Source organism: Klebsiella sp. PK18 (assembly GCF_057784655.1).
The window spans coordinates 1,134,761-1,161,329 of sequence record NZ_CM173493.1 but is presented as its reverse complement, the minus strand read 5'-3'; the positions used below and the strand labels follow the sequence as shown (position 1 = coordinate 1,161,329).

26 protein-coding genes and 1 pseudogene are annotated in these 26,569 nt (G+C 58.5%); 16 read left to right on the top strand and 11 right to left on the bottom strand.

Features of this window, described 5'->3' with window-relative positions; all coding sequences use genetic code 11:
• Positions 1 to 197: 197 nt before the first annotated feature.
• A complete protein-coding gene (locus AC3EMD_RS05765; RefSeq protein WP_012540815.1) occupies positions 198 to 749 on the top strand; it encodes a fimbrial protein in 552 nt (183 codons plus the stop codon).
• Positions 750 to 785: 36 nt separating this feature from the next.
• The gene (locus tag AC3EMD_RS05760; protein WP_016161666.1) at positions 786 to 1,475 is read left to right on the top strand and encodes a fimbrial biogenesis chaperone; all 690 of its coding nucleotides are present in this window, start codon (positions 786 to 788) and stop codon (positions 1,473 to 1,475) included.
• Here AC3EMD_RS05760 and AC3EMD_RS05755 read toward each other — a convergent pair.
• From AC3EMD_RS05755 to exaC, 5 genes are all read right to left on the bottom strand, one after another.
• On the bottom strand, positions 1,472 to 2,566 hold the full coding sequence (locus tag AC3EMD_RS05755; protein ID WP_032733662.1) for a fimbrial protein: 1,095 nt from the start codon (positions 2,564 to 2,566) through the stop codon (positions 1,472 to 1,474). The two genes, AC3EMD_RS05760 and AC3EMD_RS05755, sit on opposite strands and share 4 nt — an antisense overlap.
• Before the next feature lie 7 nt (positions 2,567 to 2,573).
• Complete coding sequence (locus AC3EMD_RS05750) at positions 2,574 to 5,087, bottom strand: fimbria/pilus outer membrane usher protein (RefSeq protein WP_302074175.1); 2,514 nt, start codon at positions 5,085 to 5,087, stop codon at positions 2,574 to 2,576.
• Positions 5,088 to 5,165: 78 nt separating this feature from the next.
• Positions 5,166 to 5,828 carry a fimbrial biogenesis chaperone gene (locus AC3EMD_RS05745; RefSeq protein WP_302073979.1) on the bottom strand — a complete coding sequence of 221 codons (663 nt, stop codon included), beginning with the start codon at positions 5,826 to 5,828 and terminating at the stop codon, positions 5,166 to 5,168.
• A 194-nt stretch (positions 5,829 to 6,022) separates the two neighbouring features.
• Positions 6,023 to 6,616 (bottom strand): fimbrial protein, encoded by a 594-nt coding sequence (locus tag AC3EMD_RS05740; protein ID WP_008806122.1) that lies wholly within the window; start codon positions 6,614 to 6,616, stop codon positions 6,023 to 6,025.
• A gap of 701 nt (positions 6,617 to 7,317) precedes the next feature.
• A complete protein-coding gene (gene exaC / locus AC3EMD_RS05735) occupies positions 7,318 to 8,838 on the bottom strand; it encodes an acetaldehyde dehydrogenase ExaC (protein ID WP_302073978.1) in 1,521 nt (506 codons plus the stop codon).
• A 263-nt stretch (positions 8,839 to 9,101) separates the two neighbouring features.
• On the opposite strand from exaC, the gene AC3EMD_RS05730 reads away from it, so the two are divergent.
• Positions 9,102 to 10,889 carry a sigma-54-dependent Fis family transcriptional regulator gene (locus AC3EMD_RS05730; protein ID WP_064144123.1) on the top strand — a complete coding sequence of 596 codons (1,788 nt, stop codon included), beginning with the start codon at positions 9,102 to 9,104 and terminating at the stop codon, positions 10,887 to 10,889.
• 2 nt (positions 10,890 to 10,891) lie between these two features.
• On the opposite strand, the gene AC3EMD_RS05725 is transcribed toward AC3EMD_RS05730, so the two are convergent.
• Together AC3EMD_RS05725 and AC3EMD_RS05720 are read right to left on the bottom strand one after the other, a co-directional pair.
• Complete coding sequence (locus AC3EMD_RS05725) at positions 10,892 to 11,488, bottom strand: undecaprenyl-diphosphatase (RefSeq protein ID WP_008806125.1); 597 nt, start codon at positions 11,486 to 11,488, stop codon at positions 10,892 to 10,894.
• 59 nt (positions 11,489 to 11,547) lie between these two features.
• Positions 11,548 to 12,465: a LysR family transcriptional regulator gene (locus tag AC3EMD_RS05720; protein ID WP_302073977.1), complete on the bottom strand. Its 918-nt coding sequence runs from the start codon at positions 12,463 to 12,465 to the stop codon at positions 11,548 to 11,550.
• Positions 12,466 to 12,568: 103 nt separating this feature from the next.
• Here AC3EMD_RS05720 and AC3EMD_RS05715 point away from each other — a divergent pair, with 103 nt between their 5' ends.
• The 3 genes and pseudogenes from AC3EMD_RS05715 (at position 12,569) to AC3EMD_RS05705 (ending at position 14,103) form a co-directional block, all read left to right on the top strand.
• Positions 12,569 to 13,174 carry an FMN-dependent NADH-azoreductase gene (locus AC3EMD_RS05715; RefSeq protein WP_302073976.1) on the top strand — a complete coding sequence of 202 codons (606 nt, stop codon included), beginning with the start codon at positions 12,569 to 12,571 and terminating at the stop codon, positions 13,172 to 13,174.
• Positions 13,175 to 13,249: 75 nt separating this feature from the next.
• Positions 13,250 to 13,549, top strand: a complete 300-nt coding sequence (locus AC3EMD_RS05710; protein WP_002914277.1) for an ArsR/SmtB family transcription factor — start codon at positions 13,250 to 13,252, stop codon at positions 13,547 to 13,549.
• 7 nt (positions 13,550 to 13,556) lie between these two features.
• Positions 13,557 to 14,103, top strand: a pseudogene (locus AC3EMD_RS05705) (rhodanese family protein).
• Here the strand turns inward: AC3EMD_RS05705 and lpxO are convergent.
• Positions 14,084 to 14,986, bottom strand: a complete 903-nt coding sequence (gene lpxO, locus AC3EMD_RS05700; RefSeq protein WP_012540802.1) for a lipid A hydroxylase LpxO — start codon at positions 14,984 to 14,986, stop codon at positions 14,084 to 14,086. The pseudogene AC3EMD_RS05705 and the gene lpxO overlap by 20 nt on opposite strands.
• A gap of 205 nt (positions 14,987 to 15,191) precedes the next feature.
• Here lpxO and AC3EMD_RS05695 point away from each other — a divergent pair, with 205 nt between their 5' ends.
• Complete coding sequence (locus AC3EMD_RS05695) at positions 15,192 to 15,371, top strand: YodC family protein (RefSeq protein WP_012540801.1); 180 nt, start codon at positions 15,192 to 15,194, stop codon at positions 15,369 to 15,371.
• A 78-nt stretch (positions 15,372 to 15,449) separates the two neighbouring features.
• On the opposite strand, the gene stpA is transcribed toward AC3EMD_RS05695, so the two are convergent.
• Positions 15,450 to 15,851: a DNA-binding protein StpA gene (stpA, locus tag AC3EMD_RS05690; protein ID WP_040975977.1), complete on the bottom strand. Its 402-nt coding sequence runs from the start codon at positions 15,849 to 15,851 to the stop codon at positions 15,450 to 15,452.
• 728 nt (positions 15,852 to 16,579) lie between these two features.
• Here stpA and alaE point away from each other — a divergent pair.
• Entirely contained in the window at positions 16,580 to 17,029 is a 450-nt protein-coding gene (alaE, locus tag AC3EMD_RS05685; protein ID WP_008806131.1) for an L-alanine exporter AlaE, read from the top strand.
• Positions 17,030 to 17,104: 75 nt separating this feature from the next.
• On the opposite strand, the gene AC3EMD_RS05680 is transcribed toward alaE, so the two are convergent.
• Positions 17,105 to 17,467 carry a DUF2002 family protein gene (locus AC3EMD_RS05680; protein WP_008806132.1) on the bottom strand — a complete coding sequence of 121 codons (363 nt, stop codon included), beginning with the start codon at positions 17,465 to 17,467 and terminating at the stop codon, positions 17,105 to 17,107.
• 149 nt (positions 17,468 to 17,616) lie between these two features.
• Between AC3EMD_RS05680 and AC3EMD_RS05675 the strand changes: the two genes are divergently transcribed.
• A complete protein-coding gene (locus tag AC3EMD_RS05675) occupies positions 17,617 to 17,964 on the top strand; it encodes an ElaB/YgaM/YqjD family protein (RefSeq protein ID WP_002914293.1) in 348 nt (115 codons plus the stop codon).
• A gap of 118 nt (positions 17,965 to 18,082) precedes the next feature.
• Here the strand turns inward: AC3EMD_RS05675 and pdxR are convergent, their stop codons facing one another.
• Positions 18,083 to 19,444, bottom strand: coding sequence for a MocR-like pyridoxine biosynthesis transcription factor PdxR (pdxR, locus tag AC3EMD_RS05670; RefSeq protein ID WP_302073975.1), 1,362 nt, complete (start codon positions 19,442 to 19,444; stop codon positions 18,083 to 18,085).
• Positions 19,445 to 19,532: 88 nt separating this feature from the next.
• On the opposite strand from pdxR, the gene AC3EMD_RS05665 reads away from it, so the two are divergent.
• The 7 genes from AC3EMD_RS05665 to proW all read left to right on the top strand — a co-directional run bounded on the left by AC3EMD_RS05665 (position 19,533) and on the right by proW (position 26,507).
• Positions 19,533 to 19,964, top strand: a complete 432-nt coding sequence (locus AC3EMD_RS05665; RefSeq protein ID WP_012540797.1) for a carboxymuconolactone decarboxylase family protein — start codon at positions 19,533 to 19,535, stop codon at positions 19,962 to 19,964.
• A 183-nt stretch (positions 19,965 to 20,147) separates the two neighbouring features.
• On the top strand, positions 20,148 to 20,393 hold the full coding sequence (gene nrdH, locus AC3EMD_RS05660) for a glutaredoxin-like protein NrdH (RefSeq protein WP_012540796.1): 246 nt from the start codon (positions 20,148 to 20,150) through the stop codon (positions 20,391 to 20,393).
• On the top strand, positions 20,390 to 20,800 hold the full coding sequence (gene nrdI / locus AC3EMD_RS05655) for a class Ib ribonucleoside-diphosphate reductase assembly flavoprotein NrdI (RefSeq protein ID WP_008806136.1): 411 nt from the start codon (positions 20,390 to 20,392) through the stop codon (positions 20,798 to 20,800). The genes nrdH and nrdI overlap by 4 nt, the downstream gene beginning before the upstream one ends.
• Positions 20,773 to 22,914, top strand: coding sequence for a class 1b ribonucleoside-diphosphate reductase subunit alpha (gene nrdE / locus AC3EMD_RS05650; protein WP_008806137.1), 2,142 nt, complete (start codon positions 20,773 to 20,775; stop codon positions 22,912 to 22,914). Before nrdI ends, nrdE begins: the two co-directional genes overlap by 28 nt.
• 10 nt (positions 22,915 to 22,924) lie before the next feature.
• Positions 22,925 to 23,887 carry a class 1b ribonucleoside-diphosphate reductase subunit beta gene (gene nrdF, locus AC3EMD_RS05645; RefSeq protein WP_008806138.1) on the top strand — a complete coding sequence of 321 codons (963 nt, stop codon included), beginning with the start codon at positions 22,925 to 22,927 and terminating at the stop codon, positions 23,885 to 23,887.
• A gap of 357 nt (positions 23,888 to 24,244) precedes the next feature.
• A complete protein-coding gene (gene proV, locus AC3EMD_RS05640) occupies positions 24,245 to 25,447 on the top strand; it encodes a glycine betaine/L-proline ABC transporter ATP-binding protein ProV (protein WP_302073974.1) in 1,203 nt (400 codons plus the stop codon).
• Entirely contained in the window at positions 25,440 to 26,507 is a 1,068-nt protein-coding gene (gene proW, locus AC3EMD_RS05635) for a glycine betaine/L-proline ABC transporter permease ProW (protein ID WP_008806140.1), read from the top strand. The genes proV and proW overlap by 8 nt, the downstream gene beginning before the upstream one ends.
• The last annotated feature ends 62 nt before the right edge of the window (positions 26,508 to 26,569 follow it).

Below are 26,569 nucleotides of genomic sequence, written 5' to 3'. Positions count from 1 at the left end.
ACCGTCTTATTTACGTCGCAATTCCCCCACGCTACTATCCCGACAAAAGCAGCCCCTAAATAACAAGCCAGTTTATTTCCTGGTATTAATAAATTTGTCAGTCAGATGAATTAATAAAAAACATACCTGGCGTAAATAAGACTCATCAAAATAACGGCCCTGGCGCCAGCTTTACGGGCAATAGAGAAGGAAAGAAAATGAAAATAATCACGCTGTGTCTGGCGACGGTCTTTGCCGGGCTGGCCGCTGTCCCTGCACTCGCGGCAGAGGGCAAGCTGAATTTCATCGGCAAGGTCGTGAACGCCTCCTGCAAGCTCGAAGGGGTGAGCGACAGCGGGGTCATCGACGTCAGTATGGGCGCTATTCCGCTGTCGAGACTGAAAAACAGTCAGTCTGGGACCGGGCCGGCGGTCGGCATCGACATTCGCGTTAAAGATTGTGAGAAAGGCACTTACTACATTGTGGTTGACGGCCCCTCGCCTGCCGACACACCTGAAAACCGCGTGCTGGCGCTCGACGGCAGCGGTAAGCCGGCCAGCAAGGTAGGTATTCTGCTCACTGACCGCACGGGCACCCCGCTCAGCCTCGATGAACGCCTTGATCCGCAACACGATCCCCGCATAGAGATCCCGGTGGACGGCGGCTCCGGAACCTTCAGGCTGAACGCCTTCTATTACACCTGGGACAAAACCCACGCCGATCCCGGCGACGGCAATGCGACGGCCCGATTTACCATTATGCAGGAATAGCTTCCCGGTCAGGGATGAGACGTCAAGGGAGTCCTCATGAAAACACAGCTGGCGATTCTGCTCTGCGCAGTGACCTTTCAGGCCTGCGCCGGGATCACCATTAATGCCACGCGGGTGGTCTATTCCGGGAAAGAAAAGGTCGCCAGCCTGAACATTCACAATCGCAGCAGCACGCCTTATAAAGTGCAGATCTGGCTGGACGCCGGACTCAATACCTCGCGCGTCGGCCTGCCGATAGTGGCGACGCCGCCGCAGGTCTATTTATCGCCGCAACAATCCGCCCAGCTGCGCTTTATCTATCTCGGCGGCGGGCTGCCCGGCGATCGGGAAAGCGTGTACTGGGTCAATATCCAGGAGACGCCTCCCGCAGCCGTCGGCACGCATACGTTGCAATTTGTCGTCCGTACCCGCCTGAAGCTCTTTTATCGTCCGCCCGCCATCACCACCACCCTCGCCAGAGAGGTGCAAAAGCTGCAGTGGCAGCAGAGCGGGAATCACCTGCGCTTTACCAACTCAGGCCCACTGCATATCACCCTGGTCAACGGGACGCTGATCGATAATAAAGGCCACCTCTCGCCGATGAGAAACGTGATGCTCCGGCCATACAGCAGCCATACCGTGATGACCACCGACAGCACTCGCCTGTACCAGCTGAACTATATCGACGACTACGGCGCAGTGGTGCCCATCCCCCTGCAGAATGCCCATGCGCCAGCGTCAGGCTAGTTATACTCCAGGGCGAAGGTCACCATGCTGTTGGCCGTGCCCGCCCCCACCGTGGCGTCAGTTTGCACATACTGGGCGTTAAAATTGATCGCCTCGGCGGCCCCGGCGTTTGTGCCGGTCACCCTTTTCAGGATCGGCAAGTTGCTGGCCTCATTGATCTTAACGCTGGTGCCATCAGAGACCGCCGCGCCGGGGTTATTGCCGTAGGTCAGCTTCACGCCGACGCCGCTGGCGCTGTTGCTGGCCTTGCTCAGGGCCAGGGTATCGCTCTCCACGCTGACGCCGAAAAAGCCGATGCGCACGTCGGTCGGCGACGGGCAGAACACCGGGATCGAAAAGCGCTTCGCCTGGCCGCCGGTACTCCCTTTACCGTGAAACTCCGCCCGGTTTACCGTGCCCAGAGTGACCTGGATCGTCGACGTCGCTACCTGACAGCTGCCGCTGCTGCCGATGTCCACGTTCAGGGCCGCCATATCGATACTGACCGGCGCGCTGGCGACATAGCTGGCGCTCCCGCTGGCCTGCTGCTCAATGGTCATCTCCCCCACCTGCGGCAGCGACGGCGAGTTGGTGTGCGTCCCGTCCGCCAGCTGCACCGTCCCGGTTTTATAGAAGGTCACCGCGATCCTGACCGTGGTTTGCTGCTGCGTCATCAGCGCCGGAAGCATTGCGCTGTCGCACACCACCACCGACTCGCCGCCTGCGGAGTGGCTGCCGTCGATAGCGCGCATCGGGCCGCCCGCGCACTGAAAGCTGAGCGAGTAACCGATGCCGTCGATGGCGCTGGGGTAGACGTGCTGTCCGTTAATCACCACCGGCGAGCCGCCGGTTTTCAGTTGCTTATAGACGATGCGTTTGGCGCTCGCCGTCGGCAGCTGCAGGTCGCAGGAAAAGGGGATCCCGCTGCCGTTATCCGCCATCGCGCTGGTCATCTGGGTATTGACCGGCAGCGTGGGTAAGTATTTGATATTGGGAATATTGACCGTGGTCTGGCCGATATTCGCGCGGCAGGTTTCAGCCCGCACGCCGGGGAGGTAACCACTCAGCGCCAGCAGAAAGAGAACAGGAAGTAGACGAAAAACAGATTTCATAGCCGCCTCAGCGTGTCTGGCACAGTCCGGAGACGGTTTTCACCGTATTCAGACTCTGCTGTGGGTTATCCGGAAGTTGAAAATGCAGCGTGCAGCTCTGCGACTGGTTGTTAACGACCCAGCTCACCGCCAGGGTCCCCTCCTGCGGCACGCCGCTGAGGTACACCTGCCCACCGTCAGCCACCATGCCGCCCGGCGCATTGCCGCTCTCCTCCGCCGTGACCAGCCGCGCGCTGGCGCCAAACGGCAACGGCCCCTGGGCATTGCGCAGGGTAAACAGCACCCGGTTGCCAATGTGGGTCCGGTAGTTGGCCATCACCACCGCGCCGCCGCCGGGGATCACGGTCTGCCCCTCCTGATCGACGTCGGTATCGTCGGCCATCGACTCTGTGTCGAGGGTAATGACATTTTTTCGATAGGCGGTCAGGGATGGCACCACGGCATAGCCGCGCCAGTCGGTGTGCACATTGTTGCCGTTTTGTACCGCCACCCCAGCGGCCCCCGGCGCGCGGACGATGGCGAAGCTCTCGCCCACCGTCTGGCCGAAGGTGACGCCGTGCGGATGCGCGACCACCGAGCCGGCGCCTCCCCAGGTCAGCTGGTTGCTGGCGGCGTCATGACGATAGCCGAGCTGGGCGTTGCCGAAGCCGCCGTGGTAATCCAGCGCGACGCTGCTGTTGCTGCCTCGCCCCTGGTTGCCATAGCCCTGCTGGACCGAATAGAACAGATTTGGCCGCGTCGGCACCGCGCCATACAGCGAGACCTGCTGCGAGGTATAGCCATTGCTGTCCGAGGTGGTGTTATAGCTTACCGCGCTGTCGGACAGCGGGCCGCCCAGCGGGATGTTGATATTAAATGACCAGGAACGGTCATTTTTTTCCTGATTGCTGGCGCGGGTGTAGTAATAGCCCACGCCCCAGGAGATCCCCTTCCAGGCGCTGTAGAACCCGAGGTGTACCGTCTCATCCCGGCTCTGCCGGTGCCAGTAATCCTGCGACCAGGCGGAGATCGCCAGACTGCCGAGGCCACCAAGGCTTTGAGTCACCGACAGCTCTTCCCGGCGACGCCGGTTGTCCACCTGCCCCTGCGCGCTTTCCAGCGCGCTGGCTTCGGCAAAATCGTAATAGCCGCTGGAGGAGTAGCGGTAGCTGGCGAGGCTGAATGAGGTCCCCGAGCTGACAAAATCTTTCTGATACTGGGCGCGCAGCGAATGGCCCGCGTAGCGCTTGCCCGACGGCGTGCGGGTGACGGCCTGGGTCACGTCGCCTCCCAGCGATCCGAACTCGCCGAAGCCGCGACCCAGGCCCAGCGCCCAGGACTGATAGTCCTGGGCCAGTTGCGTACCGCCGTAGAGAGTAAACCCCGCCGACAGACCGTAGAACAGGGTTCCCTGCAGGAATTCCGGCGAGCGGACGGTATCCGCCCCCGAATGGTAGCGCCCGGCGCTAAGGCTGAATTTGCCGCGCCCTTCGCGCAGCATAAAAGGAACTGCGGAATAGGGCTGAGTAAAGGTGCGCACCGAACCATTGCTCTCGGTCACCTTCACCTCCAGATCGCCGCTCTGCGAGGTGGGGTAAAGATCGCTGATGGCAAATGCCCCCGGCGACACGAAGGTTTCGTAGATCACATACCCGTGCTGAGAGACGGTCACTTTGGCATTGCTGTGCGCCACGCCGCGGATGGTGGGGGCAAAGCCGCGCTGGCTGTCCGGAAGCATCTCATCGTCAGACATCAGCTGGACGCCGCGAAAGGGGATGCTGTCAAACACATCGCCGGTGGTGTAGGTATCGCCGATCCGCAGCAAGCTCTTCAGCGAGCGGACGTCGCGCTGCAGCCAGGTGCTCTGGGTATCCCAGTGCCGGCGCTGCTGGTCGTACTGCATTGAGGAGACGTTGCGCAGCCGCCAGGCGCCCAGGTTCACGCCGCTGCGTAAATTGAGGTAGTTTGAGCGGCTGCTCTCCCCGTCATCGGCGTTCTTTATTTGCGCGCCGGAAAAATAGTAATCGACAAACGCGGCCGGCACGCCATCGTCCCAGCGCGAGGAATCGACATAGCCGCGGCTTTGCACGTTCATCGCCGCCTGGGGAATACTCAGCGTCAGGCGCTGGTTAGCAAAGGTGAACCGACTGCTGGCGTCGGGAATAAACTTCTCGATCCGGGTGAAGGTTTCTCCTTCATGCAGCGTTTGAAAGGCGGGAAAGGCGCTGACGTTGACCCCATAATCCGCCAGCTGACCGGGCGTCAGCACCGGCTGCAGCTTCCCGCCATCGTCAACAAACGTAATATCAGCCTGACCCAGCTCCTGATCGTTAACCACCACGGTGACAGAGTAAGTGCCCGGCTGCTGCCCGCCGGGTTTGGCGAAGTAGTGCAGGTCGGAGGTTTGCTGCTGCGGGTCGGCAAACTCCAGCGCCGCCGGGTCAAAATAGTCGTCGGCCAGCGCCCGGTTCAGCGGGCTGAGACAAAACATCATCGTCGGCACTGTCGCCAGCGCCAGCGCCCGTCCTGCGGTCACTGGCATTGCGGCATACTCCCGCACCTTCGCTGTTGTTGTTCTTTTCATGCTGGCGCCGTCCGGTCATGTCATCACAAAAGGGAATTACTGCTGGGCGAAATCGCTGACGCCACCGTAGTCGTTAATCGCCCGCCATTTGACGGCGCCGTGCCCGCTCACCGGCCACGTTTTCTGGCCGAACGGAGCCACCATGCCTGGCTCATCGATGCTCTGCCCGCCCACCGCGACGGAGTAAAAAGAGACAAAATAGGGAGTGGGGTTTGCCACCGTCAGATGACCGCCGGACTGGGTAAACTTCAGTTGCTGCCAGGCTTTTGCCGGGTCGCCTGCCAGACCGTTGGGGCGATAGAAAATTTTGAATTTCGACCTAATATTGACCTGCAGCTTATTCACCTCGCCCTGCGGCGTCGGAGAAATACTTTTGACGTTCAGCCAAAACACCGACTCACGATCGCCGGGCAGCGAGGCGCCAATAAAGTTAATACGCAGAACGTTATTCTGCTCCGGATCGAGACGGAACAGCGGTGGGGTCACAATAAAGGGCACCTTGCTCTTGTCATTTTCCGCGTAATTTTCCACCCACGACTGCACCAGATAGGGTGTGTGAGTATCGGCATTGGTGACTGAAATAGCGGCTTCACGCTTCCCTTCCTGATAAATCACACGGGTTCCACCCATGACAATACCGGCCTGCGCTGCCGTGGAGCACAGCAGAAAAGCCGCAACGGCAATTATTTTCTTCATCATTAATAACCATCAGGTAAAGGTTGAACAGACAATAAAATAAAGCTGTGAATAACAGAGCCAGTAACCATTGAGATAATTAGCAGGAACAACAATACCGTCACGAATATATATCGCGACTGCTTCGCCATTAATATTTCAACAAACTGCTATGGATCCTGACGCAATGGACTGGCTCTGAATAACGCGCAATAAGATTAGTTATAAATCATATTGAAATTAGCCGTACCGTTGGCATCGCCCGCCGCCACGGCCCCGGTAGAGACATAGTCGGCGTAAAACTCGAGGTCAGCAGAGCCGGTGCCGGCAGTGGCGCCCGCGACGACCGGGTGATCTTTGGACACTTTGCCGAGGCTGACCGCCGTGTTCTGGTCGTCTTCATACAGCTTGATCGCCACGCCGGTGGCGCCGCCATTGGTGGCCAGCAGAGTGGTATCAGACTGATCGCGCGCGCCGTCAAACAGCACCGCAACCTTGGCCACGCTGGCCGGGCAATCTTTGACTTTGATATGGAAGGGAGTTTTGGTGGTTTCGGAGCCGGTGCCGGTAAAATAGCTGCTGGCCCATTTGCCCAAATCCACGGTCTGGCCGGTTGAACCGCTGTCGACGTTGCAGGAGCTGTCGGTAATAGAGCCGTTAAAAATTACCTGCCCACCGGTACCCTGAGTGCCTGCGCTGGCGCCTGGGTTAACGGTCATTGTCGATCTTGCCGGTTGCGTATTGCCTGAAATTGCCGCGCCCGAAACCAGCGCGCCCATGAGAATTGCCATAATACGAAGTTGGGTTTTCATTATTTATCTCATCGTTAACGAATATATCACACAGTCATCGGCAATAGCGCTTGGCTATCGCGAAGCTGCTCATCAGTTCCTCCTTGTAAATGTTCATTGCGTTCCTTCCGCAGGATAGTAGGCACACGCCCTCTCGCTTTGCTTTATTCTGTCAAAAGGTGACCATTAATAAAAAACAGAAGCTAAAAAAGTTATTTTGGTGTGCGAAATAAATATATTACCGCACCTACCAAAAGGCAACCCGGCACAATGTTACGAATAAGTTAATGATTATCAGAGGCATAAAATTTATTTTTGAAATGCCTTTTCAATGTTAATTTACATATCTATACAAACGGCAATAAAACACTTTCAAACAACAACAGATCAAAACCATTAACAAATTTAAAGATAATTACTCAAAAAGTTGTCTTGTTTTATTGTGCTTCCGATCGACAGCACAGGAAAATTAGGAATTTTCCTGGTATTAATATTCATCATTTCTACATAAATGAAGCACAAGTGTCCGCCTCACTGCGCATAATTTCTTGTTGTGGAACCCTTTTTATTTTCAAGTGAAAGATATTACATCAGCCGTGTGAATGTGTTGGTCATGCCGCTCAATAAAGCCGGCTAAATAGCAGGGTTATTTTGCAGTTAAAAAAAATCCGCAACCCGGACGGATTGCGGACAGAGGTTGGAACAGAAGCGCGGGGTTGTATTTAGAACAGGCCCAGCGGCGCGGTGCCGTAGCTCACCAGCAGGTTTTTGGTTTGCTGGTAAGCATCCAACGCCATCTTGTGCGTTTCCCGGCCAACGCCAGACTGTTTATAGCCACCGAACGCCGCATGCGCCGGGTAGACATGATAGCAGTTGGTCCATACGCGGCCGGCTTTAATCCCGCGGCCCATGCGATAGGCGAGGTTGGTATCCCGCGTCCAGACCCCGGCGCCAAGGCCAAACTGGGTCTCATTGGCGATGGTCAGCGCTTCCGCTTCGTCCTTAAAGGTGGTCACCCCGATCACGGGCCCAAAGATCTCCTCCTGGAAGCTGCGCATATCGTTGCGGCCTTTAATCAGCGTGGGCTGAATATAAAAACCGTTATCCAGCGCCGGCGCGATAGCCGCCCGCTCGCCGCCGGTCAGAATTTGCCCGCCCTCTTCCCGCGCAATCTGAATGTAGGAGAGGATCTTATCGAACTGCTGGCGGGAAGCCTGCGCGCCGATCATGGTGTCGGTATCTAACGGGTCACCACGGCGGATCTGCGCCACCTTCTCCATGACCCGCGCCATAAAGGGCTCATAGATGGATTCATGGATCAGCGCCCGCGACGGGCAGGTACATACCTCCCCCTGGTTGAAGAAGCCAAGCACCAGTCCCTCCATCGCCTTCTCAATAAACTCCTCTTCTCCCTCCATTACGTCGGCGAAGTAGATGTTGGGCGATTTGCCCCCCAGCTCGACAGTGCAGGGGATAATATTTTCCGCCGCGCAGGCGAGAATATGCCGCCCGACCGGCGTGGAGCCAGTGAACGCCAGCTTGGCGATACGCTTGCTGGTGGCCAGCGCCTCGCCCGCCTCTTTGCCGAATCCCTGTACCACGTTAAGCACCCCGGCCGGGAACAGATCGCCGATCAGCTCCAGCAGCAGGGTAATGCTCAGCGGCGTCTGTTCAGCCGGCTTGAGCACCACGCAGTTACCCGCCGCCAGGGCCGGGGCCAGCTTCCACGCGGCCATCAGCAGCGGAAAGTTCCACGGGATAATCTGCCCGACCACCCCCAGCGGTTCATGGAAATGATAGGCCACCGTCGTTTCGTCAATCTCGGCGGTGCTTCCCTCCTGGGCGCGCAGGCAGCCGGCGAAGTAGCGGAAATGGTCCACCGCCAGCGGCAGGTCGGCATTCAGGGTTTCGCGGATCGGTTTCCCGTTGTCCCAGCTCTCCGCGACGGCCAGATACTCCAGGTGCTGTTCAATACGATCGGCGACCTGTAGCAGCAGCCTGGAGCGCTGCTGCACTGACGTTTTACCCCACGCCGGCGCCGCACGGTGAGCGGCATCCAGGGCGAACTCAATGTCTTTGGCGTCCGAGCGGGGAAACTGCGCAATGTTGCTGCCGTCGACCGGGGAGGTATTCATAAAGAATTCACCGCTCAGCGGCTCGACAAATTTACCGTCAATGAAGTTGCCGTAAGCGGATTTAAATGAAACCAGGGCGCCGGGCTGGCCAGGATGTGCATAACGCATCGCAAATCTCCTTCTGTAGGGTTGAGACGCAGCGGCATATTGATTTTTTAAACTTGCCGCCGAACGCTTCTCACTTTGCAGGGGTTATGCCAGTTTTTTATTGCCAACAATTTATATTATTTATTAATGAGTTAGGATTATTTATTTACCAGGATGGCAGGCGCTGTCGCACAGATGTCCACTTCTGTGTTGCAAATCGCAACACCAAATAAACCAAATGGCTACAATATTGCAACACAGCAACATCGACCCTGAGGTGCCCTGTGCCAGGTAATCCCTATCTTCTCGCACCAGAGGTTAACGCTAACCCCCTGCTCAGCGACTCGTGGTCTCGCTGCCAGCGCTATGGTCTGGATCCCGCTACCGAGGATTTTCCCCGTCTGCGCGCCGGGGAACTGGCAGACCGGCTCGCCAGCCACCGCAGCCTGCAGCAGCTGGCGCAGCCGGTGGTGGATGCCCTGTCGCGCCAGGTGGCGGACCTGCAGTCGGTGGTGGTCCTCTCCGACCCCAGTGGCCTGGTGCTGCACACCGTCGGCGATACTCAGGCGATGCAGAAGGCTCAGCGCGTGGCGCTGGCCCCCGGCAATCTGTGGAGCGAAAGCGGGCGCGGGACCAACGCCATTGGCACCGCGCTGGTCATTGATGACGGCTGCGAAATCGATGGCCGCCAGCATTTTCTTACCCGCAATCAGAATCTGTACTGTGCGGCGATGCCGCTCCAGCGGCCGGACGGAAGTATTGCCGGGGTGCTGGATATCTCCGGCCCGGCGGATTTTCCCCACCAGCATACCTTCGGCTGGGTGAAGGCGGCGGCAAAGCAGATTGAGTATCTGTGGGTGAAACAGAGCCTGCATCCGGAGCAGTGGCTGATGAGCCTGCACCGGCAGGTGGACAAGCTCGACAGCGTCGAGGAGCTGCTGCTGGTCTTTTCTGACAACGTCCTCACCGCCGGCAACCGACTGGCGATGCGCGAGTTCGGCCTGAGCGCGGCGCAGTTTGGCCAGCTCACCTTTGCGTCGCTTTTTCCGACGCTGGCGCAAAGGGCGGTCAGCGTCCCGCTGCCGCTGACCACCCCGCAGGGCCGCTATCACTATCGCCTGCGGGAGCCCACCCGCCGCCGGGTGGCGGTAAGCGCCCCGCCGGTCATGCATCTCCCCTTCACCAGCCCGCGCGAAGGCGAAAAGCTGCTGCGGCTGCTCAACGCCGGCATTGCGCTATGCATTGAGGGAGAAACCGGCAGCGGCAAGGAGTATGTCAGCCGTACGCTGCATCAGCACAGCCGCTGGCGCAGTGGCAAATTTGTCGCCATCAACTGCGCGGCCATCCCGGAATCGCTGATCGAATCCGAGCTCTTCGGCTACCAGCCGGGGGCATTTACCGGCGCCAGCAAAAACGGCTATATCGGTAAAATCCGCGAGGCTGAGGGCGGGGTACTGTTTCTCGATGAGATCGGCGATATGCCGCTGGCGCTGCAGACGCGGCTCCTGCGGGTGTTGCAGGAAAAAGAGGTGGCCCCGCTGGGCGCCAGCCGCAGCGTGCCGGTGAATTTCGCCTTGATCTGCGCCACCCACCGCAATCTGACGCAACGGGTCAGCGCCGGCGAATTCCGTGAAGATCTGCTGTGGCGCCTACGGGAGTATGCCCTGGCGCTGCCCCCGCTGCGCGAGTGGCCGGCGCTGGAAACCTTTATCGCCACGCTGTGGCGCGACCTGGGCGGTGTTTCACGCCGGGTGACGCTGTCAGGCGCGCTGCTGAGCCACCTCAGCCAGCTGCCGTGGCCGGGAAACGTGCGCCAGCTGCAGAGCGTCCTGAAGGTGATGCTGGCTCTGGCCGATGAGGGCGACACGCTGACGCCCGACGCGCTGCCGGAGGCGTATCGCACCGCGCCTGCGCCGCTGCCGCGCGGAGGATTGCAGGCCCATGACGAGCAATTGATTGTCGATACCCTGGCCAGCGTTAACGGCAACGTCAGCCGGGCGGCACAGATACTGGGTATCGCCCGCAGCACGCTATACCGCCGCGCCGCCCGTACCGGACGGCCTCGTCGCTGAGGCTATGGCGTAAAGCGCGCCGGCAGCCAGGAGAACATCCGCCGGCTGACGGCCTCGCACAGCAGCACCAGCCGTGGGCCGACCGCCTGCCAGACCCGCTTCGCCACGATGACCCCGCCAATGGAGACCAGGGCTGCGCCCACCATATCCAGCGGAAAATGCACCCCAAGATAGATCCGCGACCAGGCCACCGGCAGCGCAGCCAGCAGCATCAGCAGACCAGGCGCCCGCAGGCGCAGCGACAGCAGCGCAAACGCGGCGCTGAACATCACCGTAGCGTGATCGCTGGGGAAGCTGTTATCCGCCGGATGACTTATCCAGGTATGGCCGAGGGGGATCATAAACGGCCGCGGATGAAACCAGAGCGTCCCGCACACCATCCCCAGCCCGAGGGAAATCATCACGGCCAGGGTCATAAACAGCGCCTGGCGGTGTCCCTCACGACCACCGAGAAACCACAGGCCGAGCGCGATCGCCGGCATCATAAACACGATGCCGCTGGCGCAAAAACGGGCCAGCGACAGCAGGCCCTCCGCGGCGCCAGGCTGCGCGTTAAGCGCGAAAAAAACAGATTGATTCAGGGTTTCCAGGGCGTTCATGGCGATAGCTCTCAGTCGTCATCTTTCTGTCATTATCGCCCGGTCGCCTTAAGATACCCTTAACCGCTGGGCGGTGTGCTTTTAGCAAGGCGCAGTCCTTCCCGCAGGGCATCGATCGCCACCCGCGTTTTTTGCGGCAGCCACGGCCCCTCCGGCCACACCGCGTGGATAGCGAAACGCACCTGAGCGCTGGGCGCCAGCACCTGCTGCAGCGTCCCGTCGGCGAGCGCCTGCGCCACCAGCCAGTCCGGCAACCAGGCGATGCCCATCCCCTGCTGCACCGCCGCCGCGATGGCGGCAAAATCATCCTGTACCAGCCCCGTCTGCGGACTGAAGCGCACTTCGCCCTGCTGCGGGTCGTACAGTTGCCATTTTTGCAGTTGGCCGTTGTGCAGATAGCCGAGGGTGCGGTGCTCGCTCAGCCCGGCGATGGTCTGCGGCGCCGGCTGGCGGCGCAGGTACTCCGCCGCCGCGCACAGCACCATGCCATGTTCCCCCAGCGCCCGCGCCCGTAGCAACCCGGTATCGGCCAGGTTTCCGATACGCACCGCAAGATCAAACCCCTCCTCCAGCAGATTGACCTGCCGGTCGCTGTAGTGGAGCTCGAGCTTCAGTAACGGATAGCGCTGGCTCAGGCGGAATAGCACCGGCGCCACGCAGCGCTGGCCAAAGAGCACTGGTAGCGAGATCCGCAGCCGCCCCTGCACCTCGCCCTTCCCGCGCTGGAGCGCCTCTTCGGCCTCGCGGATGCGCGCCAGCGCTTCCCGGCACTGGTGGTAAAATTGCTCCCCCTCTTCCGTCAGCAGTTGCCGACGGGTAGTGCGCTGGAATAACGCCACGCCGAGGCGCGCTTCCAGCCGGGCAATGGTTTTACCCACCGCCGAACGCGTCACGTGGAGGATCGCCGCCGCGCTGGCAAAGTTACCGCTCTCGACCACGGTAACAAACACCGGGATCGCGTTCAGATCGTCACGCACAGATTGGTTCCTTATGGGATACAATAGAGGAAAATAATGTCACTCCAGAGAGAAAAAAGACAGTGTTAGTCTCTGCCTCTCCCCTTCACTTGAGGCACTCATCATGGCTAACGTTCTGGTATTAAAATCCAGCATTAATGGCGAAACATCCCTGACCAATCAGCTGATTAACGAATTTCTCGCGGCGCGCCAGGCAGCAGGACACCGCGATCGGCTCACGGAACACGATCTCAGCGCCATGGCGCTGCCAACGCTGGATCGCCCTCTGTTCGCCGCCCTGCGCGGGGCAGTGGATCCGCAGCCAGCCATCCGCGCGGCGGTTGCGCGCTCCGACCAGCTTATCGCCGAGTTAAAAGCCAGCGACCTGCTGGTGATCGGGGCGCCGATGTATAACCTCAACGTCCCGACCGACCTGAAGAAATGGTTCGACCTCGTGGCGCGGGCGCGGGAAACCTTTCGCTACACCGACAGCTGGCCGCAGGGGCTGGTCGAGGGCGTTCGGGCGGTGGTCGTCAGCAGCCGCGGCGGTATTCACCAGGGAGAGACCACCGACGCCATCACCCCCTATCTGCGCGCGGTACTGGGGCTGATGGGGATCCATGAGGTGGAATTTATCTATGCCGAAGGGCTGGACAATCGTCCGCATGGTCGCGACGCAGGGATCGCCAGCGCCCGGGCGCAGATTGCCCAGCTCGCCGTTCCGGCCTGAGTCACAGATAAAAAGTGCTGGCGCAGGGGATGTTTTTATTTTAGAGTTATCTAAATTTAGAAAAAGCTAAAATATATGACCACACCTGAAGACCTGCAGGCCCGCGCCGGAGAAGCCGCCGCGCTGATGAAAGCCATGAGCAATCCTCACCGATTGCTGATCCTGTGCATGCTGTGCGATGCGCCGCGGGCCAGCGCCGGTGAACTGGCCCGCGCTACCGGCCTGAGCCCTTCCGCCACCTCGCAGCACCTTGCGCGGATGCGTGACGAGGGGCTGATCGACAGCGAGCGCGATGCCCAGCGTATCCACTATTTCATCACCCACCCTGCGGTACAGCAGGTGATCAACACGCTGAAAACGCTCTATTGCCCGTGAGGATCCTATGACCATCGCTACCTTAACCCCGGCCGAAGCCCGGGCGCTGATTGCCCAGGGCGCCAGACTGATTGATATCCGTGATGCGGATGAATACGCGCGCGAACATATTCCCGATGCCGAACTGGTGCCGCTCGCCAGCCTGACCAACGGTGCGACCCTCAATGCCCGGGCCGGAGAGACAGTCATCTTTCACTGCCAGGCGGGTTCCCGGACGCAGAATAACGCGATTCGCCTGGCCGCCGCCGCCGCACCGGCGCAGGCAAGCCTGCTGGCCGGGGGGATTCAGGGCTGGAGGGCCGCGGGGTTCCCGGTTGAGGAGGATAAATCCCAGCCGCTGCCGCTGATGCGCCAGGTACAAATTGCCGCTGGCGTCCTGATTTTACTCGGTGTACTGCTGGGCTATACCGTGAGCAGCGGCTTCTTCCTGCTCAGCGGCGCGGTCGGCGCCGGGCTCACCTTCGCCGGGGTGACCGGCTTTTGCGGCATGGCGCGTCTGCTGGCGATCATGCCCTGGAACCGGCGTCATGAAGGTTAAAACGCACTCCAGATAAGCCAGGCAATGCCGCCGAACAGCAGCCATTTAACGATGTAATAGACCGTCTTATTCCATTTTTTCAGCCGCTTGCCGACAATGCGGATCTGGTAGATATAGCGAAACGCCCGGTTAATCCCGCCAATGCGATCGCCGGTATCATTGGGCGCCGAGGCGGCGCTCATCAGATGACGTCCCAGCCAGTGGTTCACCTGCTGCGCCCAGCGGTAGCGCATGGGCCGTTCAATATCACAGAACAGAATCAGCCGATTCTCACCGCTGGTATTTTCCGCATAGTGAATATAGGTCTCATCAAACAGCACCCCTTCCCCATCGCGCCAGCTGTAGCGCTGGCCATCCACCTCGATAAAGCAGCGGTCATCGTTCGGCGTCGCCAGGCCGAGATGAAAGCGCAGCGAACCGGCGTAGGGATCGCGGTGGCGCGGCAGACGGCTGCCGTCTGGCAGGGTGGCGAACATGGCCGCTTTCACCGACGGGATATCGCGCAGTAGCGCGGTGGTGTGTGGGCAGAGCTGGCTGGCGGAGGGATGGGCCTCCTCATACCATTTCAGATAAAAACGTTTCCAGCCGGTTTTAAAAAATGAGTTAAATCCGGCATCGTTATATTTATCGGCCGCTTTAATCTGCTCCAGCTGCTGAAGGTGGAGACCTTCATCGCGAATTACCTGCCAGTTCTGCTGCAATATCGCCAGCTCGGGAAACATCTCCGGGCGCAGATATGGCGTATTCGGCACGCGGGAAAATAAATACATAAATCCATTCAGCGGAGCAGTAAATGTTGAATGATCGGAGAGCTGTCGCCAGAAACGATAGCGCACCCGCCCGCGATAATGGACATACAGAACAGCAATAACAATGATCAATAGAACGATATACTTCATGGTGTCTTTCCTGACCTGATTGATGGTAACCCTACCCTCGCCGTCCCCCCTTCTCAGCAGCGGTATGGCGCCAGCAAAACATTAACAACATTAATACATATACCCCCAAATTGTTTTAACAAAAAACAGCACAGCCAGTGTTCACTGGCCAGTCGTTGAGCTATGGTTGAGGTTCATCCAGGATGTTAACCGTGAGGAGTGAATGATGTTTTCTGTCGGCGATCTGGTACAACCGCGTGCGGGTGGACCAAAACTGAAAGTGGTTGAAGTACAGGGAGAACAGCTGGTGGTGGTTCAGGCCGCGCAAGAGCAGGGCGAGCGCTATACGCTGAACTCAGAAGAGGTGACGCCATACCAGGAAGAGGGCGACTTTGGCGTCTGCTAAAGCCCCTCTCCCGGAGAGTGATAAGGCCGGACGGAACGGCGGGTCTCCCCCACTGTCCTGATACCGGCCGGATCGGCTTTAAATGAGGAAACTGTCCAGCGATTTGCCCTGAGCAACCGCCTGAGCAATCGGCTTCGGCATTCTTCCCTGACCGGTCCAGGTTTTTTCTGCGCCAGTATGATCGGTATAACGATATTTTGCCGGGCGCGGTTGCCGCTTTTTCCCTACCGCCATCGACGGCTGAATATCGGCCACGAGGTCGTCAGGAGAAATACCGTCGGCGCGCATCAGCTCAAGCCAGGTATTCACTTTTTCCTGATATTCCGCCTGCTGCTGCGCCGCCAGCTGCTGTTGCGTACGTTTTTCTTCAGTGACGATCCTGAGCTTTTCCAGCATCTCTTCAAGCACGTCAATGGAGAATTCACGGGACAGGGCACGCAGTGAACGGATATTATTCAGTTTGTGTAACATTAAAGACATAAAATTAAGAAATCCCAGATAACCAATTAAAAGATACAACGCGGCAAGTGTAATGGAAACACTTATTTATTTCCAGCCTTCGGTTGTCCAGATAAATATATTATGCAAAGAGTAAACCTTTTCCGCCTGCCCTATATCGGCAAATCCCCGGTTCTTTTTCGCCAGCGCAGGCCAACAAGACCATGAATAAATAAAAGCGGCGGATGGTAAGATATGAAAATATATTCAGCAGGCGATATTACCTTTATGGTCAGCGGTTTATCCTCTTATCGTCGGCGGATGCGCAGGCCCTCTCCACACGGCCTAATGAATAGTTACCCAGCCAATCAGAATAAAACGCCACACGTCATTTTAGAATTTTTCACCACAAAAACCGGCATAATGGCATAAAAACATCTTAACGAGACCTTCATCACAGGCTCACGCGATTTTGCGCCACAGCGGGCGGTCAGACGCCGCCTCCCTGGTCAGATATCATGCAAAAACGTCAAGTAACCAACTGAAATTAAACACATTTAACAAAACCAGCAATAAAAGTAGCGTAACGGGCAGAAAACCAACTGTCGCAGAGTATTTTATCGACAAAAAGACAATAAATAAAAATTTATAGCTAGTTGCCACTTTTAATGCAGAGATATACTCTACGCACATCAAAACAGGCAGCCCAAAAACGCTATACCAACGCGCATTTTTCGGCGTTATTGACTTCATTTTCGAGGAGCACTCCGATGTTCTCTGCGCACTCCCGCTTGCGGCATGCGGTTGCAGACACCTTTGCGATGGTGGTTTACTGCACCGTCGTCAACATGATGATCGAAATTTTTCTCTCTGGTATGACGTTTGAGCAGTCGTTATCGTCGCGCCTGGTGGCGATCCCGGTCAACATTATTATTGCCGTGCCCTATGGTTTTTATCGCGACTTTGCGATGCGTCAGGCCCGGCGCATTAGCCCGGCAGGCTGGATGAAAAATATGGCCGACGTGCTGGCCTACGTCACTTTCCAGTCGCCAGTGTATGTCGCGATATTGTGGAGCGTAGGTGCAGACTGGCACCAGATTGTCGCTGCAGTGAGCTCAAACCTGGCGGTATCGATGATGATGGGCGCTGCTTACGGCTACTTCCTCGACTATTGCCGCCGCCTGTTCCGCGTGGCCCCCTACCAGCAGGCGAAAGCCTGACCGACGCTATTCCAGCGACTGGCCCTGCCAGTCGCTCTCTCGCCAGCCTGCTCCGCCCCGGTCTTAACCGTCGTATTAATTTGTCGACATCGCCGGCTGGGCTTCGCCAAATAGTCCATTCAGAAAACGCTCAAGCGCCATCCGTGAGCTAAATCCGTGCGGAATACCATAATGCTGCTGCGCATCTCCGGCTAAATACAGCGGAAATTGTTCATAATGGTCGCAGGTTTTGATATCTGAGGCCGGTTCGGCCAACATATTGCTACGCTCTTTTAGCGCTGGATGAATAATTAACGCTGTCCGCCCCATGCGCGCTTCGCGGTTCACATAAACATAATTATCGCCTCGGCGATAGCCGTACGCTTTTTGCGTCACAACATCCATGGTGAAGCCGGCTTTTTCAAGAACACGCGCCACCTCATCGGGTCTTAAATACATACTGATTCCTCGTTATCTTTTACCGCACATTGACCTTACCTTATTCGTTAAGCGCAGTGCTTTCGGAATATTCCAGAAACCACAGCAGTAAGCATAATTCAAAATCTTGTCCTACACTTACTCACTCGATGGAATTAAGGGAGATAACGATGGCTAACCATGTGAACCGCAACAATTTTGACGAGAATGCTGAGGATATCCATAACGATGTCAGTCAATTAGCGGATACGCTGGAAGAGGTGCTGAAATCGTGGGGCAGTGACGCGAAAGAGGAAGCCGAAGCGGCGCGCGTTAAAGCTCAGTCGCTGCTGAAAGAGACCCGTGCCCGCCTCAATGGTCACAACCGGGTGCAGCAGGCGGCGCTGGATGCCCGTCAGGCAGCCTGTGATGCGCTGGGCTGCGCCGATACCTATGTGCGCAATAAACCCTGGCACAGCGTCGGCGCCGCAGCCGCCGTCGGGGTATTTATTGGCGTATTGCTCAATTTACGTCGATAATAGAGACAGCGTCAGCTTCCGCGCGCGCCTGGCGAGCGGAAGCCCGCGAGCTTCACGGAATCTAATGAAGATAACAAATACGCGTCAGCCCCTGCGCGCCTCTGGCCGCAGGGGTTTTTTATGCGCCATCGTTCGCGATCGCCTCTCTGAGCCGCCGGGCCAGCGCATCGGCCATCGCCGCTGAGCGAATATTGGTAAAACTCATCAGTAATCCCCCCTCGCCTGCATGGCGAAGACGCCAGTCGCTCAGCGCCTGCACCGCCAGCCCGGCCTCAACCGCCTGCCGGGCCAGCAGGCGATCGTTGCCGCTGACCGGCATGACCAGCTGAATGCCCCCCTGCTGCGGCGTGACCTGAAAGCCCTGCGCCTGCAGGGCCGACTCCAGCCACTGTCGGCGCTGGCTATAGCTGGCGCGCATTTTTTTCAGATGACGCCAGAAATGTCCCTGCTGGATAAAATCCGCCAGCGTCTGCTGCCACAGAGTAGGAACGGTGCAGGGCTGGCGCTCCGCCGTCTGATGAAAACGCGCCGCCAGCGGGGTCGGCACCACAAGCCAGGCGGTGCGCAGCGCCGGAAACATCGACTTACTGAAAGTGCCGGCGTAGATAACCCGCTGCGGCGCATCGAGGCTTTTCACTGGCGGCAGCGGTTTGCCGTGATAGCGAAACTCACTATCGTAATCGTCCTCAATAATCCACGCGTCGCGCGCTGTCGCCCACGCCAGCAGCTGGCGACGCCGGGGCAGCGACAGCGCGCCCCCCTGCGGGCTCTGGTGTGCCGGGGTGAGCAGGGCAAACCGCGCTTGAGGGTGATGCCGCAAGCCCCAGCCAACATCCATTCCTTCGTCGTCCACCGGGATCGCATCCACCACCAGCTGCCTGGCCTCAACGACCGGGCGGATAAAGGGATACCCCGGATCCTCCATCCACATATGCTGCCCCGGCTGCGCCAGCGTACGCAGGATAAGATCCATGGAGGTAGCATAGTTGCCGGTAATCAGCACCTGCTCCGGCTGGCAGTCAATACTGCGCGACAGGCGCAGATACTCCACGATCGCCTGGCGCAGAAGCGGGTCGCCGCCGGGATCGCCGGGAGCAAGGTCGAACCGCGACTGCGTCCGCAGCCGACGACCCATCACTCGCGCCCACAGCCCGCGCGGAAAGAGATCCAGCGCCGGCAGCCCCATCTGAAAGGGCAACGGGTCCGTCGAGGCGGCTGATTGCGCTGGCGTTACCGGCGCCAGCTGGCGCGGACTGAGCCGCTCGCTGACAAAGGTCCCCGCCTGCCCACGCCGCTCAAGCCACCCCTGGGCGACCAGTTCACCCCAGGCGTTTTCGATAGTCGCCCGGGAGACGCCCTGCTCCTGGGCAAACACCCGGCTGGCGGGCAGACGGCTGCCCGGGGTCAGTTCGCCCCGTTCAATTGCCGATTTCAGCTGGCGGGCAATACGCTGATAAAGAGGGAGGTGGATCGCTTCCATTATGGTCTGCTTTTTTCATCACAATATGGCTATCTTTTGCAGTCCATTATAGTGCTATTTTGGCTGCCGTCTTAGAGAGGAGAACACCATGAGCCAATTACGTCAGCCATTCAGTGAACTGAGCCCGGAAGTCTATAAAGGGCTGGTACAGGCCAGCATCGCGCTGGAGAAAAGCGAGCTGGGCAGCGCCCTGGTAGAGCTGGTTTATTTACGCGTCTCGCAGATCAACGGCTGCGCCTTCTGCCTTGAGAAGCACAGCCAGGCGCTGCGCAAGGGCGGTATGGCGCAAAGCAAACTGGATGCCCTGGCGGGCTGGCGGGTAAGCGCCCACTTCACACCTGGCGAACGCGCAGCGCTGGCGTGGGCCGAGTCGGTCACCGACATTGCCGCCAGCCATGCGGAAGATGACGTTTACCTGCCGCTGCGCGAACATTTTACCCCGCGTCAGATAAGCGATCTGACCTTAGCCATCAGCCTGATGAACGCTTTCAACCGACTCGCCGTCGCCATGCGTCTGTAGTTCCGCACAGCCTTCCCCCTCCTCCGCCGAATTGTCCCGGCGGGGGATTTCCTTGCTAAAAACGCTATATATTGAGTGGTTGAACTTTCAAACAACTACATCTAGTATTTCCTTATCGAATGACCCACAACGTTCGACGCTGCGTTTAGCGCCGTGCTGTTATCTTAAATGGAAATACGAATCATGCGCATTATTATTTACACTCGAAATGACTGCGTGCAGTGCCATGCCACACGGCGAGCCATGGAGAGCCGAGGACTGGCCTTTGAAATGGTGAACGTCGACCAGCAGCCGGATGCAGCTGACACCCTGCGCGAGCAGGGATTTCGCCAGCTGCCGGTGGTGATCGCCGGTGAGCTACGCTGGAGCGGCTTCCGCCCGGATATGATCAATCGCCTGCGCCCCTCCGTCACGGCGGCCAGCGCATGAGCCTCATCGTCTACTTCTCCAGCCGTTCGGAGAATACCCATCGCTTTGTGCAGCGCCTGGGGCTGCCGGCGGTGCGCATTCCGCTGAACGAGCGCGAACATCTCCAGGTAGACGAACCCTATATTCTCATCGTTCCCAGCTATGGCGGCGGCGGTACGGCCGGCGCGGTACCGCGTCAGGCGATCCGCTTTTTAAACGACGTGCATAACCGCCAGCTGATCCGCGGGGTGATTGCCGCTGGCAATCGCAACTTTGGCGACGCCTGGGGGCGTGCCGGGGAGGTCATCGCGCAAAAATGCGCCGTGCCCTATCTCTACCGCTTCGAGCTGATGGGAACCCCCGACGATATCGACAACGTGCGTAAAGGAGTCAGCGAATTTTGGCAACGACAACCGCAGAACGTATAACCGCCGCGGCGGATTTTCACGCCCTCAACGCGATGCTGAATTTGTACGACAGCGAGGGTCGCATACCGTTTGAGAAAGATCGCCAGGCGGTGGAGGTCTTTATGACCGCCCAGATACAGCCCAACACCCTCAGTTTTGTCAGCCAGGAGGATAAACTCACCTGGCTCGTTCGTGAGGGCTATTACGATCCGCAGGTGCTGGCCGGCTATGACCGCGCGTTTGTGCTGGCATTGTTCGCCCATGCCCGGCGCGCCGCGTTTCGCTTTCAGACCTTCCTCGGCGCCTGGAAGTTCTATACCAGCTACGCGCTGAAGACCTTTGACGGCAAGCACTACCTCGAGGATTTTGCCGATCGCTGCGTAATGGTGGCGCTGACGCTGGCCCAGGGGGATGACCAGCAGGCGCGGCAGCTAATGGAAGAGATGCTCAGCGGCCGCTTCCAGCCCGCGACCCCCACCTTCCTCAACGCCGGCAAGCAGCAGCGCGGGGAGCTGATCTCCTGCTTCCTGTTGCGCATTGAAGATAATATGGAGTCCATCGGCCGAGCGGTAAACTCGGCGCTGCAGCTGTCGAAGCGCGGCGGCGGCGTGGCCTTTTTACTCTCCAACCTGCGCGAGGCCGGGGCGCCGATCAAGCGTATCGAAAACCAGTCCTCCGGGGTGGTGCCGGTGATGAAGATGCTGGAGGACGCCTTCTCCTATGCCAACCAGCTTGGCGCCCGCCAGGGGGCGGGAGCGGTCTGGCTGCATGCGCACCATCCCGATATTTTGCGCTTCCTTGATACCCGGCGTGAGAATGCCGATGAGAAAATCCGCATCAAAACCTTGTCGCTGGGAGTGGTGATCCCCGATATCACCTTCCAGCTGGCAAAAGAAGACGCGCAGATGGCCCTGTTCTCGCCGTATGACGTCGAGCGGCTGTACGGTAAACCCTTCGCCGACTGCGCCATCGGCGATCTCTATCCGCAGCTGGTGGCCGACGAACGGGTCCGCAAGCGCTGGATCCGCGCCCGCGACCTTTTCCAGCGCCTGGCGGAGATCCAGTTTGAGTCCGGCTATCCGTACATCATGTTTGAAGATACCGTCAATCGCGCCAATCCGGTGGCCGGACGGATCACCATGAGCAATCTGTGTTCGGAAATTCTGCAGGTCAGTACGCCATCCACCTATGATGAGAACCTCAGTTACGCCCATATCGGCGAGGATATCTCCTGCAACCTCGGCTCGCTGAACATCGCCCATACCATGGACTCGCCGGATTTTGCCCGCACTATCGCCACCGCGGTGCGCGCCCTGACCGCGGTATCCGATATGAGCGACATACAGTCGGTTCCCTCGGTGGCGGCCGGCAATGCGGCCTCCCACGCCATCGGCCTGGGGCAGATGAATCTGCACGGCTACCTGGCGCGAGAAGGGATTGCCTACGGCAGTCCGGAGGGGCTGGACTTCACCAATATCTATTTTTACACCGTGACCTGGCATGCCCTGCACACCTCGATGCTGCTGGCCCGCGAGCGCGGCCAGCGCTTCGCTGGCTTCGAACAGTCACGCTACGCCAGCGGGGCGTACTTCGACAAATATCTGCAGGAGGAGTGGCAGCCGAAAACCGAACGGGTGCGCGCACTGTTCGCCCGCGCCGGTATCCCCCTGCCCGACCGGGAAAGCTGGCGCCAGCTGCGCGACGATGTCATGCGCTATGGCATCTATAACCGTTATCTGCAGGCGGTGCCGCCCACCGGGTCGATCTCGTACATCAACCATGCCACCTCCAGCATTCATCCGATCGTCTCGAAGATTGAGATCCGCAAAGAGGGGAAGACCGGGCGGGTGTACTACCCCGCGCCGTTTATGAATAACGACAATCTGGCCCTTTATCAGGATGCGTACGAGATAGGGCCCCAGAAGATCATTGACACCTACGCCGAGGCGACGCGCCACGTCGATCAGGGGCTGTCGTTGACGCTGTTCTTCCCGGATACCGCCACCACCCGCGATATCAACAAGGCGCAAATCTACGCCTGGAAGAAAGGCATTAAGACCCTCTACTACATCCGTCTGCGCCAGCTGGCGCTGGAAGGCACTGAAATTGAAGGCTGCGTGTCCTGCGCACTGTAAGGAGAACAGGATGACCCATTTAACGCGCATCAGCGCTATCAACTGGAACCGCATTGATGACGACAAAGATCTTGAGGTCTGGAATCGTCTCACCAGCAACTTCTGGCTACCGGAGAAAGTGCCGCTATCGAACGACATTCCCGCCTGGCAAACCCTCAGCGCGGCGGAGCAGCAGTTGACCATTCGCGTCTTCACCGGGCTGACGCTGCTCGACACCATTCAGAACACGGTCGGCGCGCCGGCGCTGATGGCGGACGCGCTGACCCCGCATGAGGAGGCGGTGCTGTCGAACATCAGCTTTATGGAAGCGGTTCATGCCCGCTCTTACAGCTCCATTTTTTCCACGCTGTGCCACAGCAAAGAGGTGGATGCCGCCTTCGCCTGGAGTGAAAGCTGCGAACCCCTGCAGCGCAAGGCGCAACTGATGCTGGGCTACTATCAGGCCGACGAGCCGCTGAAGAAAAAAATCGCCAGCGTGTTCCTCGAATCCTTTCTCTTCTACTCCGGCTTCTGGCTGCCAATGCACTTCTCCAGCCGGGGAAAACTGACCAATACCGCGGATCTGATCCGTCTGATCATTCGCGATGAAGCGGTACATGGCTATTACATTGGCTACAAGTATCAGAAAGGACTGGAGATCGTCAGCCCCGGAAAGCGCGAAGAACTGAAAAATTTCGCCCTCGATCTGCTGATGGATCTTTACGACAACGAGCTGGCCTACAGTCGGGAACTGTACGGCGAGAGCGGCTGGTTTGACGACGTCAGCGCTTTCCTGTGCTACAACGCCAACAAAGCGCTGATGAACCTCGGTTATGAAGCGCTGTTTCCGGCGGAGATGGCAGCGGTTAACCCGGCGATCCTCGCCGCGCTGTCGCCTAACGCCGATGAAAACCACGACTTTTTCTCCGGCTCCGGCTCCTCGTACGTGATAGGCAAAACGGAAGAAACCGCCGACGACGATTGGGACTTTTAACCATACTTTCACCAGGAATATGGCGGGCTGGTTCCTGGTGATCTATTTCGCAGAAAAGTGGGTTCATCTGCCAAATATTCTCTCCATCGCATAACCGTCATCACTCCGTCATATTTAACAGAAAACTGGTCCATTTCAGTCGAATTATCCAGAGATAATCAAAAAATATTACCCACAACAAATTGACGCTCAGCCCTTATATCACGGGGGCTGCGCCACCCTATCCCTCACGCCATTTTGCCGAGAGTTTGCCATTGAGGGTTGTCACAGAATCTGAGTATGTTAGGGTGTAAAAAGATCATAATCACCATCGGGTATCGTATCGCAATAAACAAATAACAGGAACTTCTCTATTGCATGGCAATTAAATTAGAAATCAAAAATCTTTATAAGATATTTGGCGAGCACCCAAACCGGGCTTTCAAATATATTGAGAAAGGACTCAACAAAGCGCAAATACTGGAAAAAACGGGGCTGTCGCTTGGCGTCAAAGACGCCAGTCTGGCCATTGAAGAAGGCGAGATATTCGTCATCATGGGGCTCTCCGGCTCGGGGAAATCCACCATGGTTCGCCTTCTCAATCGCCTGATTGAACCCACCCGCGGCCAGGTGCTGATTGACGGAGTCGATATCGCCAAAATGTCGGACGCCGAGCTGCGCGAGGTGCGTCGCAAGAAAATTGCGATGGTTTTTCAGTCCTTTGCGCTGATGCCACACATGAGCGTGCTCGACAACACGGCGTTTGGTATGGCGCTTGCCGGCGTCCCGACCGCCGAACGAGAGCAAAAAGCGCGGGAGGCGCTGCGTCAGGTGGGGCTGGAGAATTATGCCCATGCCTGGCCGGATGAACTCTCCGGCGGGATGCGTCAGCGCGTCGGTTTAGCCCGCGCCCTGGCGATTAATCCCGATATTCTGTTAATGGATGAAGCCTTCTCCGCGCTCGACCCGCTCATTCGCACCGAAATGCAGGATGAGCTCATCAAATTACAGGCTAAGCATCAACGCACTATCGTCTTTATTTCCCATGACCTTGATGAAGCCATGCGAATTGGCGATCGCATTGCCATTATGCAAAATGCCGAAGTGGTCCAGGTCGGAACCCCGGATGAAATACTGAATAATCCGGCCAATGATTATGTGCGCACCTTCTTCCGCGGCGTGGATATTAGCCAGGTCTTTAGCGCCAAAGATATTGCCCGCCGCAGCCCGGTCGGATTGATTCGTAAAACCCCAGGTTTTGGCCCCCGTTCCGCGCTGAAATTATTACAGGATGAAGACCGGGAATATGGCTATGTCATCGAACGCGGAAATCGCTTTGTCGGGATTGTCTCGATCGATTCTCTGAAAACCGCGCTCAGCGTCGGCCAGGGGATCGAGGCGGCGCTGATTGACGCCCCGCTGGCGGTGGAGGCGCAAACGCCGCTCAGCGATCTGCTCTCCCACGTCGGCCACGCCCCGTGCGCCGTCCCGGTGGTGGATGAAGAACAACAATACATTGGCATCATTTCCAAACGAATGCTGCTCCAGGCTTTAGATCGCGAGGGGGTGAATCATGGCTGATCAAACTAATCCGTGGGACAGCGCCCCGGCAACCGACAGCGCTGCGCAGGCCGCCGATGCCTGGGGTGGCGCCTCTACTGCCGCGCCGGCCAACGGCGGCGGCGCCGACTGGCTGCACAGCGCGCCCGCGCCGCAGCCGGAATCGTTCAACATCATGGACCCGTTCCATAAAACGCTGATCCCGCTCGACAGCTGGGTCACCCACGCTATCGACTGGATCGTGCTGCACTTCCGTCCGCTATTCCAGGGGATCCGCGTGCCGATCGACTACATCCTCAGCGCCTTCCAGCAGCTGTTGTTGGGGATGCCAGCGCCGGTGGCGATTATCGTCTTCGCGCTGATCGCCTGGCAGATCTCCAGCCTCGGCATGGGGGTCGCCACCCTGGTTTCGCTGATTGCCATCGGCGCTATCGGCGCCTGGTCGCAGGCGATGGTCACCCTGGCGCTGGTCCTCACCGCCCTGCTGTTCTGCATGGTTATCGGCCTGCCGCTGGGTATTTGGCTGGCGCGCAGCCCGCGGGCGGCAAAAATTATCCGCCCGCTGCTCGATGCCATGCAGACCACGCCGGCCTTCGTCTACCTGGTGCCGATCGTGATGCTGTTCGGCATCGGCAACGTGCCCGGCGTGGTAGTGACGATTATCTTCGCCTTGCCGCCGATCGTCCGCCTGACCATTCTCGGGATAAACCAGGTGCCCGCGGATCTGATCGAAGCGTCGCGCTCGTTTGGCGCCAGCCCGCGCCAGCTGTTGTTTAAGGTTCAGCTGCCGCTGGCGATGCCCACCATCATGGCCGGGGTAAACCAGACGCTGATGCTGGCCCTGTCGATGGTGGTGATCGCCTCGATGATCGCCGTCGGCGGTCTTGGCCAGATGGTGCTGCGCGGCATCGGCCGCCTGGATATGGGTCTGGCTACCGTCGGCGGCGTAGGGATCGTGATCCTCGCGATTATTCTTGACCGCCTCACCCAGGCCGTCGGTCGCGACGCCCGCAGTCGCGGCAACCGCCGCTGGTACACCACCGGCCCACTGGGGCTTATCACTCGCCCTTTCTGTCGATAAGTCGATAACAGCGCCGCTCCCCGGCACCAGCCGAGGCCGGGGGGTCGCTCTTCCCGTTAAAC

Coding starts and splice junctions, on each gene's coding strand:
- AC3EMD_RS05715 (WP_302073976.1), top strand. CDS start 12,569: ATGGCTAACGTTCTGGTATTAAAATCCAGCATTAATGGCGAAACATCC.
- exaC (WP_302073978.1), bottom strand. CDS start 8,838: ATGCGTTATGCACATCCTGGCCAGCCCGGCGCCCTGGTTTCATTTAAA.
- stpA (WP_040975977.1), bottom strand. CDS start 15,851: ATGTCTTTAATGTTACACAAACTGAATAATATCCGTTCACTGCGTGCC.
- AC3EMD_RS05725 (WP_008806125.1), bottom strand. CDS start 11,488: ATGAACGCCCTGGAAACCCTGAATCAATCTGTTTTTTTCGCGCTTAAC.
- nrdF (WP_008806138.1), top strand. CDS start 22,925: ATGACCCATTTAACGCGCATCAGCGCTATCAACTGGAACCGCATTGAT.
- proV (WP_302073974.1), top strand. CDS start 24,245: ATGGCAATTAAATTAGAAATCAAAAATCTTTATAAGATATTTGGCGAG.
- AC3EMD_RS05765 (WP_012540815.1), top strand. CDS start 198: ATGAAAATAATCACGCTGTGTCTGGCGACGGTCTTTGCCGGGCTGGCC.
- nrdH (WP_012540796.1), top strand. CDS start 20,148: ATGCGCATTATTATTTACACTCGAAATGACTGCGTGCAGTGCCATGCC.
- AC3EMD_RS05710 (WP_002914277.1), top strand. CDS start 13,250: ATGACCACACCTGAAGACCTGCAGGCCCGCGCCGGAGAAGCCGCCGCG.
- AC3EMD_RS05695 (WP_012540801.1), top strand. CDS start 15,192: ATGTTTTCTGTCGGCGATCTGGTACAACCGCGTGCGGGTGGACCAAAA.
- proW (WP_008806140.1), top strand. CDS start 25,440: ATGGCTGATCAAACTAATCCGTGGGACAGCGCCCCGGCAACCGACAGC.
- AC3EMD_RS05680 (WP_008806132.1), bottom strand. CDS start 17,467: ATGTATTTAAGACCCGATGAGGTGGCGCGTGTTCTTGAAAAAGCCGGC.
- AC3EMD_RS05755 (WP_032733662.1), bottom strand. CDS start 2,566: ATGAAATCTGTTTTTCGTCTACTTCCTGTTCTCTTTCTGCTGGCGCTG.
- nrdI (WP_008806136.1), top strand. CDS start 20,390: ATGAGCCTCATCGTCTACTTCTCCAGCCGTTCGGAGAATACCCATCGC.
- AC3EMD_RS05665 (WP_012540797.1), top strand. CDS start 19,533: ATGAGCCAATTACGTCAGCCATTCAGTGAACTGAGCCCGGAAGTCTAT.
- AC3EMD_RS05750 (WP_302074175.1), bottom strand. CDS start 5,087: ATGCCAGTGACCGCAGGACGGGCGCTGGCGCTGGCGACAGTGCCGACG.
- lpxO (WP_012540802.1), bottom strand. CDS start 14,986: ATGAAGTATATCGTTCTATTGATCATTGTTATTGCTGTTCTGTATGTC.
- AC3EMD_RS05740 (WP_008806122.1), bottom strand. CDS start 6,616: ATGAAAACCCAACTTCGTATTATGGCAATTCTCATGGGCGCGCTGGTT.
- alaE (WP_008806131.1), top strand. CDS start 16,580: ATGTTCTCTGCGCACTCCCGCTTGCGGCATGCGGTTGCAGACACCTTT.
- pdxR (WP_302073975.1), bottom strand. CDS start 19,444: ATGGAAGCGATCCACCTCCCTCTTTATCAGCGTATTGCCCGCCAGCTG.
- AC3EMD_RS05760 (WP_016161666.1), top strand. CDS start 786: ATGAAAACACAGCTGGCGATTCTGCTCTGCGCAGTGACCTTTCAGGCC.
- AC3EMD_RS05675 (WP_002914293.1), top strand. CDS start 17,617: ATGGCTAACCATGTGAACCGCAACAATTTTGACGAGAATGCTGAGGAT.
- AC3EMD_RS05745 (WP_302073979.1), bottom strand. CDS start 5,828: ATGATGAAGAAAATAATTGCCGTTGCGGCTTTTCTGCTGTGCTCCACG.